Origin of the sequence: Paracoccus sanguinis, from assembly GCF_900106665.1 — a bacterium.
Taxonomy (GTDB): Bacteria; Pseudomonadota; Alphaproteobacteria; order Rhodobacterales; family Rhodobacteraceae; genus Paracoccus; species Paracoccus panacisoli.
In genome coordinates, this window is the sequence record NZ_FNNA01000007.1 from 101,821 (window position 1) to 114,812 (window position 12,992).

General features: G+C 71.2%; 13 protein-coding genes and 1 tRNA gene. 10 read left to right on the plus strand and 4 right to left on the minus strand.

Annotated features, from left to right (window positions below):
• Window positions 1-58: 58 nt before the first annotated feature.
• Entirely contained in the window at window positions 59-1,861 is a 1,803-nt protein-coding gene (locus tag BLW17_RS15565) for a peptidoglycan-binding protein (RefSeq protein ID WP_139306046.1), read from the plus strand.
• A gap of 73 nt (window positions 1,862-1,934) precedes the next feature.
• On the opposite strand, the gene ykgO is transcribed toward BLW17_RS15565, so the two are convergent.
• Both ykgO and BLW17_RS15575 read right to left on the minus strand, forming a co-directional pair.
• On the minus strand, window positions 1,935-2,060 hold the full coding sequence (ykgO, locus tag BLW17_RS15570; protein WP_036700801.1) for a type B 50S ribosomal protein L36: 126 nt from the start codon (window positions 2,058-2,060) through the stop codon (window positions 1,935-1,937).
• Window positions 2,061-2,139: 79 nt separating this feature from the next.
• Window positions 2,140-2,214 (minus strand) — tRNA-Val (locus tag BLW17_RS15575).
• Between the two features lie 164 nt (window positions 2,215-2,378).
• On the opposite strand from BLW17_RS15575, the gene BLW17_RS15580 reads away from it, so the two are divergent.
• Genes BLW17_RS15580 through BLW17_RS15595 form a run of 4 tightly spaced genes read left to right on the plus strand, consistent with a single transcriptional unit; the run spans window position 2,379 to window position 4,880 of the window.
• Complete coding sequence (locus BLW17_RS15580) at window positions 2,379-3,254, plus strand: N-formylglutamate amidohydrolase (RefSeq protein WP_081969101.1); 876 nt, start codon at window positions 2,379-2,381, stop codon at window positions 3,252-3,254.
• A 44-nt stretch (window positions 3,255-3,298) separates the two neighbouring features.
• Window positions 3,299-4,165 (plus strand): SPFH domain-containing protein, encoded by an 867-nt coding sequence (locus tag BLW17_RS15585; protein ID WP_414811439.1) that lies wholly within the window; start codon window positions 3,299-3,301, stop codon window positions 4,163-4,165.
• Window positions 4,162-4,440, plus strand: coding sequence for a pectate lyase (locus BLW17_RS15590; protein ID WP_231572751.1), 279 nt, complete (start codon window positions 4,162-4,164; stop codon window positions 4,438-4,440). The genes BLW17_RS15585 and BLW17_RS15590 overlap by 4 nt, the downstream gene beginning before the upstream one ends.
• Window positions 4,437-4,880, plus strand: a complete 444-nt coding sequence (locus BLW17_RS15595; protein ID WP_052176315.1) for an NUDIX domain-containing protein — start codon at window positions 4,437-4,439, stop codon at window positions 4,878-4,880. Before BLW17_RS15590 ends, BLW17_RS15595 begins: the two co-directional genes overlap by 4 nt.
• Here BLW17_RS15595 and BLW17_RS15600 read toward each other — a convergent pair.
• Window positions 4,877-5,638, minus strand: a complete 762-nt coding sequence (locus tag BLW17_RS15600) for a hypothetical protein (protein ID WP_052176316.1) — start codon at window positions 5,636-5,638, stop codon at window positions 4,877-4,879. The two genes, BLW17_RS15595 and BLW17_RS15600, sit on opposite strands and share 4 nt — an antisense overlap.
• 77 nt (window positions 5,639-5,715) lie before the next feature.
• Window positions 5,716-6,405, minus strand: a complete 690-nt coding sequence (pyrF, locus tag BLW17_RS15605; protein WP_036732477.1) for an orotidine-5'-phosphate decarboxylase — start codon at window positions 6,403-6,405, stop codon at window positions 5,716-5,718.
• Window positions 6,406-6,553: 148 nt separating this feature from the next.
• Here pyrF and BLW17_RS15610 point away from each other — a divergent pair, with 148 nt between their 5' ends.
• From BLW17_RS15610 to BLW17_RS15630, 5 genes are all read left to right on the plus strand, one after another.
• Window positions 6,554-7,192, plus strand: coding sequence for a TenA family protein (locus BLW17_RS15610; protein WP_036732479.1), 639 nt, complete (start codon window positions 6,554-6,556; stop codon window positions 7,190-7,192).
• 97 nt (window positions 7,193-7,289) lie between these two features.
• Window positions 7,290-9,917, plus strand: coding sequence for an ATP-dependent chaperone ClpB (gene clpB, locus BLW17_RS15615; RefSeq protein WP_036732481.1), 2,628 nt, complete (start codon window positions 7,290-7,292; stop codon window positions 9,915-9,917).
• 211 nt (window positions 9,918-10,128) lie between these two features.
• Window positions 10,129-11,250, plus strand: coding sequence for a baeRF11 domain-containing protein (locus tag BLW17_RS15620; RefSeq protein WP_036732483.1), 1,122 nt, complete (start codon window positions 10,129-10,131; stop codon window positions 11,248-11,250).
• A gap of 120 nt (window positions 11,251-11,370) precedes the next feature.
• Window positions 11,371-12,237: a protein-methionine-sulfoxide reductase catalytic subunit MsrP gene (gene msrP / locus BLW17_RS15625; RefSeq protein ID WP_036732485.1), complete on the plus strand. Its 867-nt coding sequence runs from the start codon at window positions 11,371-11,373 to the stop codon at window positions 12,235-12,237.
• The gene (locus BLW17_RS15630) at window positions 12,237-12,830 is read left to right on the plus strand and encodes a protein-methionine-sulfoxide reductase heme-binding subunit MsrQ (protein WP_036732486.1); all 594 of its coding nucleotides are present in this window, start codon (window positions 12,237-12,239) and stop codon (window positions 12,828-12,830) included. The genes msrP and BLW17_RS15630 overlap by 1 nt, the downstream gene beginning before the upstream one ends.
• The last annotated feature ends 162 nt before the right edge of the window (window positions 12,831-12,992 follow it).

Sequence of the window (12,992 nt, forward strand, 5' to 3'; positions counted from 1 at the left end):
CGCGGCGGCCGGCATTGGGGCAGGGACGGCGACCATGCCGGCGCTGCGGGAGGCGACGATGACAGCGAAGATTTCGACCCGGGCCCGGGTTGCCCTGACGCTTGGGGCGACGATCGGGACCTCGGCCGCGGCCTTGGCGCTGGGGGTCGGGATGGCCGCGGCCGAGCCGCGCGCCGTGGTGGTCGGCAACAGCGACTATGCCGAGCTGCCGGACGTGGCGGCGGTCTCGCTGGGGCCGGTGCTGCGGACGCTCAAGGCCAGCGGCTACCGGGTGGTCGAGGGCGACGACCTGGTGGCGGCCGACCTGCGGGCGGCGCTGTCGGACCTGCTGCGGCCCGACGACCGGCCGGGGCCGCGGCTCGTGGTGCTCAAGGGCCGCTTCGTCCATTCGCGCTGCGAGACGTGGTTTCTGGGCCGCGACGCGGGGACCGTCTCGCTGCTAAGCGTCGGGCTGACCGGCGTGCCGCTGTCGGTCGTGACCGAGGCGATCGAGGGCGGCGACCCGCAGGCGATCCTGATGCTCGGCACCGACCAGAAGCCGTTTGCCACCGGACCCGGGCTGCGGCCCGGCTGGGGCCACATCGCCGCCCGGCCCGGGGTGACGGTGATCGCGGGCTACACCGACGGGATCGGGCGCGCGGCCGAGGTGCTCGCCCGGCCCGACGGAACGGTGGCCGAGGCGCTGACCGCGGGGCCGTCGCTGCGGGTGCTGGCCGGCGGACAAGCGCCCGTGGTCGTGCCCCCGCCGGGCGGGCAACGGCCGGTGGTGGTGCCGCCGCCGAGTGGCGGTCAGCCCGTGGTGGTAACGCCGCCGCGTCCGGGGCAGCCCGTGGTGGTTCCCGGCGGCCAGCCGGTCCTCGTGCCCCCCGACCAGATCGCCGCGCCGGGCGCCGACGAGCAGGCGGCCTGGATCCGGGCCAAGCGCGCCAACTCGGTCGCCGCCTACCGCGAGTTCCTGGGGAAATACCCGCGCAGCATCTATGCCGGCGCCGCCCGCGGCCGGATGGAGGAGCTGGACGCCGCCGCCGTCGCCCCGGCCCCCAGCGGCCCGGCCGCGGACGAGGCAGCGCTGCGGCTCGACCGGGCCCAGCGGGCGCAGATCCAGCGGCAGTTGACGCTGCTCACCTATGACACGGGCGGGATCGACGGGGCCTTCGGGGGCCAGACCCGCGCCGCCATCACCCGCTTCCAGCGCGATTCGGGGGTGGCGGCGACCGGCTATCTGACCCGCGCGCAGATCGACCTGCTGGGGCGCAGCGCCGCGATCCGCTCGCGCGGGCTCGAGGCCGAGGCGCGCCAGCGGCAGGAGGCGCGGGACGCCGCCGACAACCGCGACTGGGCCCGGATGAAGGGCGAGGGGGCGGCGGGGGCCGCGGACTACCTCGCCCGCTATCCCGAGGGGCTGCACGCCGATGCGGCACGCAAGGTGCTGGCCGATGCGGCCCGTGCCGGGGCGGCGGCGACGGGCAGCGAGGGCCCGGCGCGAGAGGCCGACGACCGCGCCTGGGCGCAGGCCACGCGCGGCGATACGGCGGCGGCCTATCGCGGCTACATCGACCGCTATCCCCGCGGCCGCCACACCGCCGAGGCGGAAAAGCGCCTCGCCCGGTTCCGCGCGCAGGAGGCGCAGGATGCCGCGGGTGAGGCTGCCCTCGACCTGGCGCCGCCGGTGCGGCTGGTGGTCGAGCAGCGGCTGGCGGCGATGGGGCACGACGTGGGCAAGGTGGACGGGGTCTTCGACGGCAAGACCCGGGCCGCGATCCGGCGCTATCAGGCGTCGCGGAACCTGCGGGCGACGGGCTATCTGAACCAGTCGACCGCCGTCCGGCTGCTGGCCGACACGCTGATCCGGCAGGACTGAGCGGTTCGCCCAACGAAAGACGCCCGCGGAGCGATCCGCGGGCGTCCTGTCCTTGCCGATCCGGCGCGGGGCGTCAGCCCTGGCGCGCCTTGAAGCGGCGGTTGGTCTTGTTGATCACGTAGATGCGGCCTTTACGGCGCACGATCTGGCAGTCGCGGTGACGCTCTTTCAGCGAACGCAGCGAGTTGCGAACCTTCATCGGTCTCTCTCCTCATGGCGCGCGCGAGTTGCGCCCGGAAACTGAAATGCCCCCGGTCAATGCCCGGGGGCGGCGAAAATGGTGGGCGGTACTGGGATCGAACCAGTGGCCACTACGATGTCAACGTAGTGCTCTACCGCTGAGCTAACCGCCCGTGCCGTGTGACGCCACGGGCCAGGGCCCGCGGAATCGCGTTGGTCGGGTGTCTATATCGCCAGCCCATCGGGGCCGCAAGTGCCCTTTTCGCGCCCCGCCCCGGCGGGCATAGTGGCGGCGCGCGGGCCCTTTCATCCCGGGCGCGGCAGGGAAGGAACCGGCATGGCCCAGGACGCGGCGGCAGGGCATTCGGGCGGGGTCGAACTGACCCGGCCCGCGCACTGGCGCGCGGGCGTGATCCTCGCTTCGCCGCATTCGGGGCGCGACTATCCGCCGTGGTTCCTGGCGGAATCGGTGCTGGACCCGCTGGCGCTGCGTTCGTCCGAGGATGCCTATGTCGACCGGCTGATCGCGCCGGCGGTGGCGGCGGGGGCGGTGACGCTTGCGGCGCGGGTGCCGCGGGTGGTGGTGGACCTGAACCGGGGCCCCGAGGACCTGGACCCGGCGGCGATCGACGGGCTGCCGCCCCGACGGCTCGATGCGCGCATCCTGTCGGGGCTGGGCGTGGTCCCGCGGGTGGTGGCGCGGGGCCGGCCGATCCGGCACGGCAAGCTGTCCGAGGCCGAGGCGCGGCGGCGGATCGAGGCCTACTGGCGCCCCTATCACGCCGCGCTCGCCGCGGTGATGGACGAGGCGGTGGCCACGTTCGGGCGGGCGGTGCTGATCGACGTCCACTCGATGCCGCGCGAGGCGCTGTCCCATTTGAACGCCCCCCGGCCCGACATCGTGCTGGGCGACCGCAACGGCGCCTCGGCCGATCCGGGGGTGAGCGCGCGGGTTCATGGGGCGCTGACCGGGGCGGGGTTCCGGGTGCGCCGGAACTCGCCCTTCGCGGGCGCCTTCGTCGCGGCGGCCTATGGGCGGCCGGGGCAGAACCGCCATGTCGTCCAGATCGAGATCGACCGCGGCCTCTACCTCGACGAGGCGATGGTGCGGCCGCACGCAGGCTATGCGGGGTTCGCCGACCGCTTCGCCCGGGTCGTGGCCGAGCTGGCCGGGATCGCCCCCGCCGCACCCGGCCGCATCGCCGCCGAATGACCGACTGAAGGAGAACGCCCGTGCCCGACGCCCTGACCCAGTTCCTGTCCCAGAACGTGGCGCTCATCATCCTGGCGGTGGTGATCCTCTATGCGATCACCGGCTCGGTCCGCATCGTCCCGCAGTCCGAGAAATTCGTGGTCGAACGCTTCGGCCGGCTGCGCGCGGTGCTGGGGCCGGGGATCAACTTCACCGTGCCGTTCCTCGACCGGGTTGCGCACCGGATCTCGGTCCTCGAGCGGCAGCTGCCGACCAGCCGACAGGACGCGATCACCGCCGACAACGTGCTGGTGCAGGTGGAGACCTCGGTCTTCTATCGCATCCTCGAGCCGGAGAAGACCGTCTACCGCATCCGCGACGTGGACGCAGCCATCGCCACCACGGTGGCCGGGATCGTGCGGTCCGAGATCGGCATGATGGAGCTGGACCAGGTGCAGTCGAACCGCGCGCAGCTGATCGACCGGGTGCGCGAATCGGTCGCCAACGTGGTGGACGACTGGGGGATCGAGGTCACGCGGGCCGAGATCCTCGACGTGAACCTCGACGATGCGACCCGGGCGGCGATGCTGCAGCAGCTCAATGCCGAGCGCGCGCGCCGGGCGCAGGTGACTGAGGCCGAGGGCAAGCGCCGGGCGGTGGAGCTGGCCGCCGACGGCGAGCTTTACGCCGCCGAGCAGCAGGCCAAGGCGCGCCGCGTGCTGGCCGACGCCGAGGCCTATGCCACCCGCGCGCTGGCCGAGGCGCTCGCCGGGGGCGGGATCGAGGCGGCGCAGTATCAGGTGGCGATGAAGCAGGTCGAGGCGCTGACCGAGGTGGCGACCGGGCAGGGCAAGCAGACGGTGATCCTGCCGGCCGCCGCGCTGGACGCGTTCCGCGACGCGGCGCAGCTGTTGAAGGGGCGGTCGTCATGATAGTGTGGACAAACGGCTGGCTGTGGATCATCGCCGCGCTGCTGCTGGCGCTGATCGAGATGATCCTGCCGGGTTATGTCTTCCTCGGCCTCGCCGCGGCGGTGGGGGTGATGGGGGTGGTGCTGCTCGCGGGCCTCTGGGGCTGGGGGCTGCCCGCCGCGCTGGTGGTCACGGCGGTGCTGTCGGGGGTGGCGTGGTTCGGCTTCAGCCGGATGGCGGGGGTGGACCGCTCGCGCACCCGCATCTGGCACCGCGACATCAACGACAACGAATGAGCAGGCCGGAGGCAGGGGCGGACGACGACGGCGGGCTCGCCTGGCGGGGGGCCAAGCTGGTGCTGACCTGCGGGGACCGGCTGCTGGTGCTCAGGCGCGACGACATCCCGACGATCAACTGGCCGGGGATGTGGGACCTGCCGGGCGGCGCGCGCGAGCCGGGCGAGGGGCCGCGGGCCTGCGGCCTGCGCGAGCTGGCGGAAGAGACGGGGCTGGTGCTGGACCCGGCGCGGCTGACCGGCGGGGCGCGGCCCTTGCCGCACAAGCCGGGTCGTTGGGGGTTCTATTTCCACGCCGAGATCACCGCGGCCGAGGCCCGCGCCGCCCGGCTGGGCGATGAGGGGGCCGAGCTGCGGCTGATGCCGGTGGCCGAGTTCGTGGCCCACCCGCAGGCGGTGCCGCATTTCCGCGGCATCGTGGCCGAGATGCTGGGCCTTTAGCCCGCGGCGCGGACCACCGGGCGCAGCGCGTCGCCCTTGACCAGCCACGAGACGGCGAAGGCGAAGGTGGCCACGGTTTCCAGCCAGAACACCGGGCGCAGCGGGGCTAGGCGGGCCGCCGCCCCGGGGACCACGAAGATCGCTGCGATGGCGACGAGGCAGGCGACGATGGTCCAGCCGCAGACCCGGTAGATGCGGTTCGAGCCGCGCTTCTCACGCCCGTCCTCGGACCCGCGCACGAACAGGATCAGGCAGAAGGCCGCGAGGGCGCCGAAAAAGGCCGTGGCCCCGGCCACATGGATCAGCGCCGCGGCCCGGTCGCCGAGCAGGCATTGGCTCAGGGTGCAGATCGCGGGCGCCTCGGGCAGGGTCGGGGCCAGCGCCACGGCGAGCGCGCCGAGCGAGGCGGTGCGGGCGGCCATGCGGTCGCTCAGCACCTCGCAAGGGCGGGGGCGGTAGCCCTCGTAGCTCCACAGGAAGACCGCGTTGGCGGACAGGGTGCCGACGAAGATCTCGCGCATGGGGGTGTAGTAATAGTCCGACATCGTGGGCAGCAGCATTCCGCCCAGCGTTGCGGCATAGGCGACGAGGGCCGCGGGCAGGAAGAAGCCCAGCAGGCCGATGGCGCGGCGGACCCTGAGGAACGACAGCACGAGGTCGTTGTCGGCCCGTTGCAGCGCGCCGCTGATCGCGGCGGCGCGGGTTTCGGACGGGGCGAGGTCAGGGTCGAGCCCAGGGTCGGGGGCAGGGTCGGTCATGGCGGCGCCTCACGCACCCGGCGCGACCCGCCGGGAGGGCGGAGAGTGGGCGGTGCGCCGGGGGCCGTCAACGCCCCTCAGTTGGCGGCCGGCAGCTCGGCCAGGATCGCCTGCGCCGCGGCGCGCGGGTTCGCGGACTGCCAGACGGGGCGGCCCACGACGATGTGGTCGGCGCCGGCGGCGATAGCGGCGGCGGGCGTCTCGATCCGCTTCTGGTCGCCGGCCGCGGCGCCGGCGGGGCGCACGCCGGGAGTGACGATCAGCCCGGCGCCGGGCAGGGCGCGGATGGCCGCGGCCTCGCGCGGGGAACAGATGATCCCGTCGGCGCCGGCCTCGAAGGCGCGGGCCGCGCGGTCCACGGTCAGGTCGTGCAGGTCGCCCGGCGCGATCAGCGCGGCGTCGAGGTCGGCGCGGTCGAGCGAGGTGAGGATCGTCACGGCGAGGATCCTGGTCCCGGTCCCCGCCGCGCCGTTTTTCGCCGCGCGGACCACGTGGGGGTCGCCGTGGACGGTCAGGAAGTCGATGTCGAAGCGGGTCAGGCCGCGCACCGCCGCCTCGACCGTGGCGCCGATGTCGAAGAGCTTCATGTCGAGGAAGATGCGCTTGCCGTGGTCGTCCTTGAGTTCGCGCGCCAAGGCCAGCCCGCCGCCGGTCAGCATCCCCAGCCCGATCTTGTAGAACGAGACCGCGTCGCCCAGTTGGCGGGCGAGTTCCAGCCCGCTCAGCGCGTCCGGCACGTCCAGCGCCACGATCAGTCGGTCGTCCATGGTCCCGGTCCCCTCTGCGATGCCGCGGTCGGGGTCGGCATAGCGGGGCGGGGGGCGGAAAGTCCACCGCCCCGCGTGGGTGCGTCTGCGTGGTTGCGCCCCGGCCCCGTCCGGGCGACCCTCGCGCCTCGCCACAGGGAGAGCGCAGATGACATCATTCACCGAGCGGCTGCGGCAGGCGGCCGAGCCGGACTGGACCGCCGCCGTCACCCACCGCTTCGTCACCGAGCTTTACCGCGGTGCCGTGCCGCCCGAGGTGATGGCGCGCTATCTGGTGCAGGACTACCGCTTTCTCGATGCGTTCCTGTCGCTGCTCGGCGGGGCGATGGCGACCGCCGACACGGCGGCCGCGCGGCTGCGGCTCGGGCGGTTCGTCGGCATGGTCTCGACCGACGAGAACGACTATTTCCTGCGCGCCTTCGACGCGCTCGGGGTCGGCGCCGCCGCGCGGGCCGCGACGCCTGACCTTGAACCCACACAGGGGTTTCAGGCGATCATGCGCGAGGCGGCGGCCAGCGGGTCCTACGCCGCCTGCCTAGCGGTGCTGAACGTGGCCGAGGGCCTCTATCTCGACTGGGCCAGCCGGGCGCCGCAGCCGCTGCCCGAGAGCTTCGTCCATGCCGAATGGATCACGCTGCACGACAACCCGGACTTCCGCGACTTCGTGGGTTTCCTCGCCGCCGAGCTGGACCGGGTCGGCCCGGCCGAGCCGCAGGTGGCCGAGGATTTCTTCCGCCGCGCGACGACGCTGGAACTGCGCTTCTTCGACGCAGCTTATGAGGGTTGAAGGTGCGGGTCATTCTTCCCACATCGCGGGAAAGACCTGCCACGAGCCGCGCCATGACGGGCGGCGCACCGGCGGGGGCTGAACGAGGAGAGACTTGATGGACATGGAAAAATTCACCGAGCGGTCGCGCGGCTTCATCCAGGCGGCGCAGACCATCGCGATCCGCGAGACGAACCAGCGCGTGGTGCCCGAGCACCTGCTCAAGGCGCTGATGGACGACGACCAGGGGCTGGCCGCGAACCTGATCACCCGCGCCGGCGCCGACGCCAAGGCGGTGCAGCGCGCGGTCGATGCGGCGGTGGCGAAGCTGCCCAAGGTCTCGGGCGGGGACGGGCAGGTCTATGTGGACCCGAGCCTCGTGCGGGTGCTGGACGAGGCCGAGACGCTGGCCAAGAAGGCCGGCGACAGCTTCGTGCCGGTCGAGCGCATCCTGATGGCGCTGGCCATGGTGAACACGCGCGCCAAGGACGCGCTGGACGCGGGCAAGGTCACCGCGCAGGCGCTCAACAGCGCGATCAACGACATCCGCAAGGGCCGGACGGCCGACAGTGCGAGCGCCGAGGACACCTTCGAGGCGCTGGGGAAATATGCGCGCGACCTGACCGAGGCCGCCGAGCAGGGCAAGATCGACCCGATCATCGGCCGCGACGAGGAAATCCGCCGCGCCATGCAGGTGCTGAGCCGCCGGACCAAGAACAACCCGGTGCTGATCGGGGAGCCGGGCGTCGGCAAGACCGCGATCGCCGAGGGCCTCGCGCTGCGCATCGTGAACGGCGACGTGCCGGAATCCCTGCGCAACAAGAAGCTGATGGCGCTGGACATGGGCGCGCTGATCGCCGGGGCGAAATACCGCGGCGAGTTCGAGGAGCGGCTGAAGGCGATCCTCAAGGAGATCGAGGCTGCCGCCGGCGAGATCATCCTGTTCATCGACGAGTTGCACGTCCTTGTGGGCGCGGGCAAGACCGATGGCGCGATGGACGCCGCGAACCTCATCAAGCCGGCGCTCGCGCGGGGTGAGCTGCATTGCGTGGGCGCCACGACGCTGGACGAATACCGCAAGTACATCGAGAAGGACGCGGCGCTGGCGCGGCGCTTCCAGCCGGTGATGGTCGAGGAGCCGACGGTCGAGGACACGATCTCGATCCTGCGCGGCATCAAGGAGAAGTACGAGCTGCACCACGGGGTGCGGATCAGCGACGCGGCGCTCGTCTCGGCGGCGGTGCTGTCGCATCGCTACATCACCGACCGCTTCCTGCCGGACAAGGCCATCGACCTCGTGGACGAGGCGGCCTCGCGCCTGCGGATGGAGGTGGACAGCAAGCCCGAGGAACTCGACGCGCTCGACCGGCAGATCCTGCAGATGCAGATCGAGGCCGAGGCGTTGAAGAAAGAGGACGACCAAGCGAGCCGCGACCGGCTCGAGCGGCTCGAGAAGGACCTGTCGAACCTGCAGGAGCGGTCGGCCGAGATGACCGCGCGCTGGCAGGCCGAGCGCGACAAGCTGGAAGGTGGGCGGCAGATCAAGGAGCAGCTGGACCGGGCGCGCGCCGAACTCGAGCAGGCCAAGCGCGAGGGCAACCTCGCCCGCGCGGGCGAGCTGAGCTACGGGATCATCCCCTCGCTCGAGCGGCAGCTGGGCGAGGCCGAGAACCCGACCGAAGGCCCGATGGTCGAAGAGGCCGTGCGCCCTGAGCAGATCGCCGAGGTGGTCGAGCGCTGGACCGGCATCCCGACCAGCAAGCTGATGGAAGGCGAGCGGGACAAGCTTCTCAAGATGGAGGAGGTGCTGGGCCAGCGCGTCATCGGTCAGAACGACGCGGTGATGGCGGTGTCGCAGGCCGTGCGCCGGGCGCGGGCGGGGCTGAACGACCCCAAGCGGCCGCTGGGCAGCTTCCTGTTCCTCGGCCCGACGGGCGTCGGCAAGACCGAGCTGACCAAGGCGATCGCCGAATACATGTTCGACGACGACAGTGCGATGGTGCGCGTCGACATGAGCGAGTTCATGGAGAAGCATTCGGTCAGCCGCCTGATCGGCGCCCCGCCCGGCTATGTCGGCTATGACGAGGGCGGCGTGCTGACCGAGGCGGTGCGGCGCCGGCCCTATCAGGTGATCCTGTTCGACGAGGTCGAGAAGGCGCATCCTGACGTCTTCAACGTGCTGTTGCAGGTGCTCGACGACGGGCAGCTGACCGACGGTCAGGGGCGCAAGGTCGATTTCAAGAACACGCTGATCATCCTGACCTCGAACCTCGGGGCGCAGGCGCTGAGCCAGCTGCCCGAGGGCGCCGACAGTTCGGACGCGCGCGAGCAGGTGATGGCCGCGGTGCGGGCGCATTTCCGGCCCGAGTTCCTGAACCGCCTGGACGAGATCATCATCTTCCACCGGCTGAGCCGGGCGAACATGGACGGGATCGTGAAGATCCAGCTCGCCGGGCTCGAGCGTCGGCTGGCGGATCGCAAGATCACGCTGGACATGGACGAGGCGGCGATGAATTGGCTGGCCGACGAGGGCTATGACCCGGTGTTCGGGGCGCGTCCGCTCAAGCGGGTGATCCAGCGGTCGCTGCAGAACCCGCTGGCCGAGATGATGCTCGGCGGCGAGGTGCTCGACGGGCAGACGGTCAAGGTGTCGGCCGGACCGGACGGGCTGATCGTGGGCAACCGGGTCAGCGGCGGCAAGCTCGGCAGCGCCGGCGAGCGGCCAGCGGGTGCGCCGCTGCAGTAAGCTTGGGACGGCCGATCGCGTCGTGACCGGTTGAACCCAGAAGCCCCGGCGTTCGCGCTGGGGCTTTTTCGTGCCGCGGGTCGCTCAATGTGCGGACGCCGCGTCAGGTTCCATCGGAAAATACAGATATTTCCTTGGGTTGGCGGTTAAAAATAGGGCGTCTGATCCCCATATCGAGGGGGATAACGGAAAAGACGCGAAAGGACGCCCGATGCTCCACCTCGATATTCCCTCGCAAGAGCAGTTGAACCGGCTGGCCGACACCCGCAGCGATGCGGCGGTGACGATCTACCTGGCCACCACCCCCACGACCCAACAGGTGGACACGGCGCGGATCAGCCTCAAGAACCTTGCGCGCGAGGCGATCAACCAGCTCGAGGAGATGGGGCTCGACAAGCGCCGCCGCTGGCCGATCGAAGAGCAGCTGGCCGACTTCGACGACGACGAGGAATTCTGGGCACACCAGGCCCATAGCCTCGCGATCTTCGTGACGCCCGACAAGCTGCGGACCTTCCGGCTGGCCAACGAGATCCCCGACCAGGTCCATGTCTCGGACCGCTTCCACATGAAGCCGCTGCTGCGGGCCACGACCTTCTCGAACGACGCCTATGTGCTGTCGCTGGCCGAGGGCGGGGTGAAGCTGATCGAGGTGCCGGCCTCGGGCGAGGCGCATGAGGTGCGGGTGCCGAACCTGCCCAAGGACGCCTATGACGCGCTGCAGACGACGACGCTGAACGACCGCGCGCCGTCGCGGCGGATCACCGGCGACGAGGGCAAGAACGTCCGCCTGCGGCAGTATGTGCGGATCGTGGACAAGGCGCTGATGGATGTCATCAAGTCCAGCTCGCGGCCGCTGATCATCGCCGCCGCCGACCCGCTGCGCGAGCTCTTCGCCCAGGCGAGCGACTATCCCCACATCGCCCCCGACGCGATCACCGGCAGCCCGGAGGAGAAGTCCGACAACCAGCTCGCCGAAGAGGCGCGCCCGATCCTCGCCAAGCTGCAGGACGCCAAGGTGGCCGAGCTGCGCGACCTCTATGGTGAGCGGTTCGGCGAGGGGCGTGCGTCGAGCGACCTGTCGCAGGTGGCCCGCGCGGCGAGCCATGGGGCGGTCGACACGCTGCTGGTGGACATCGACGTGACGGTGCCCGGCACGATCGACGACGACGGGGTGCTGTTCCTCGACGAGGTCGACGACGCGCGCAACTACGGGGTGATCGACGAGATCGCGCTGCGGGTGCTGCGCAACGGCGGCCGGGTGATGGCGGTGCGCGCGGGCGACCTGCCGGAGGGCGCCAAGGACCTCGCCGCGATTCTGCGCTGGGCGGCCTGAGGTGCCCGTCGTTTGACACCTGCCGCCGCGCCCTCGCCGAGGGCGCGGCGGTTTCGCGTTCGTGAAGACGGCGCCGCCGCGGCTCGGCTAGGATGCCCCGGCAACAGCGGGAGTAGGCCGATGAAGCTGAGCTGGTCCGATGTCACGCCCGAGGCGCTGGTCCTGAACCGGCGCGGGCTTCTCGCCGGAATGGCGGCGGTCGCCGCGACCCCGGCGTTTGCCCGAGGCGATGCGCCGACCGCGTACGAGGACATCACCGGATACAACAACTACGTCGAGCTCGGGATGGGGAAATCGGCCCCCGCCGAGAACGCGCACCGGCGGACGATGAGCCCGTGGTCGGTCGAGATCGGCGGGCTGGTCGAGCGCCCGGTCACGTTGACGCTGGACGAGATCGCTCCGGCCGCCGCGCGCGAAGAGCGGATCTACCGCTTCCGCTGTGTCGAGGCCTGGTCGATGGTCGTCCCGTGGGAGGGGGTGCCGCTCGCCGGCGTGCTCGACCGCGCCGGCGTCAAGCCCGAGGCCCGCTTCGTCGCCTTCGAGACGGTCTATCGCCCCGACGAACTGCCGGGGCAACGCCGCAAGACGCTCGACTGGCCCTACCGCGAGGCGCTGCGGCTGGACGAGGCGCGCCACCCGCTGACGTTCCTGGCCACCGGGCTTTACCGCAAGCCGCTGCCGGCGCAGAGCGGCGGCCCGATCCGGCTGGTGGTGCCGTGGAAATACGGCTTCAAGTCGATCAAGAGCATCGTCCGCATCACCCTGACCGACCGCCAGCCCGAGACCACCTGGAACGCCCTTCAGCCCGACGAATACGGGTTCTATGCCAACGTGAACCCCAAGGTGGACCATCCGCGGTGGAGCCAGCGCACCGAGCGGCGCATCGGCGCCGGACTGCTGGCCGGGCGCGACGAGACGCGGCTCTTCAACGGCTATGACGAGGTGGCGCCGCTCTACGCCGGCATGGACCTGGCGCGCGACTATTGATGCGGCGCGTCCCGGTCTGGGTGGTCTGGGCGCTGGGGCTGGTGCCACTGGCGGTGCTGGGCTGGGATCTGGCGCAGGGCGGGCTTGGCCCCGACCCGGTCGCGGCGATCGAACACCCGCTCGGGCGGACCGCCGTCTATCTCCTGCTCGCCACCTTGTCGGTGACGCCGATCCTGCGCGTCGGACGGATCAACTTCGTGCGGTTCCGGCGCGCGCTGGGGTTGCTGACGTTCCTCTATGCGGCGCTGCACCTCGCCGCGTGGGTGGTGCTCGACATGGGGCTGATGTGGTCCGACGCGCTGCGGGATGTGGTGAAGCGTCCGTATCTGACGATCGGCATGGCGGCGTGGGTGATTCTGGCGATTCTGGCCGCGACCTCGTCGAATCGCGCGATCCGGGTGCTCGGTCTGCGGTGGAAAACCCTGCATAGGCTGGTCTATCCGGCCGCGGGGCTGGCGATTCTGCACTGGCTGATGGCCTATAAGCTGTGGCCGGCGTGGGGGCTGACGATGGGGGCAGCGCTGGTGATTCTGCTGGCGCTGCGGGTCCGGTGGGGCAGGTTGGCGCGGTGGGGTGCCCGAAAAACGGTGTGATAACAGAAGGTTGCAACAAGAATGACGTTTTTCTGAAAAAACCGCTTGCGAGGTATGAAACCTCGCTCTAAACACCGCTTCACCGAGACGGCGAGACGCTGGGTCGGGAGGGAAGGCCGGGTTGACTGGCTGGACCGGCTCTTCGGGGTTCTGGAAGAAATC

Coding starts and splice junctions, on each gene's coding strand:
- BLW17_RS15565 (WP_139306046.1), top strand. CDS start 59: ATGACAGCGAAGATTTCGACCCGGGCCCGGGTTGCCCTGACGCTTGGG.
- ykgO (WP_036700801.1), bottom strand. CDS start 2,060: ATGAAGGTTCGCAACTCGCTGCGTTCGCTGAAAGAGCGTCACCGCGAC.
- BLW17_RS15580 (WP_081969101.1), top strand. CDS start 2,379: ATGGCCCAGGACGCGGCGGCAGGGCATTCGGGCGGGGTCGAACTGACC.
- BLW17_RS15590 (WP_231572751.1), top strand. CDS start 4,162: ATGATAGTGTGGACAAACGGCTGGCTGTGGATCATCGCCGCGCTGCTG.
- BLW17_RS15595 (WP_052176315.1), top strand. CDS start 4,437: ATGAGCAGGCCGGAGGCAGGGGCGGACGACGACGGCGGGCTCGCCTGG.
- BLW17_RS15600 (WP_052176316.1), bottom strand. CDS start 5,638: ATGACCGACCCTGCCCCCGACCCTGGGCTCGACCCTGACCTCGCCCCG.
- pyrF (WP_036732477.1), bottom strand. CDS start 6,405: ATGGACGACCGACTGATCGTGGCGCTGGACGTGCCGGACGCGCTGAGC.
- BLW17_RS15610 (WP_036732479.1), top strand. CDS start 6,554: ATGACATCATTCACCGAGCGGCTGCGGCAGGCGGCCGAGCCGGACTGG.
- clpB (WP_036732481.1), top strand. CDS start 7,290: ATGGACATGGAAAAATTCACCGAGCGGTCGCGCGGCTTCATCCAGGCG.
- BLW17_RS15620 (WP_036732483.1), top strand. CDS start 10,129: ATGCTCCACCTCGATATTCCCTCGCAAGAGCAGTTGAACCGGCTGGCC.
- msrP (WP_036732485.1), top strand. CDS start 11,371: ATGAAGCTGAGCTGGTCCGATGTCACGCCCGAGGCGCTGGTCCTGAAC.
- BLW17_RS15630 (WP_036732486.1), top strand. CDS start 12,237: ATGCGGCGCGTCCCGGTCTGGGTGGTCTGGGCGCTGGGGCTGGTGCCA.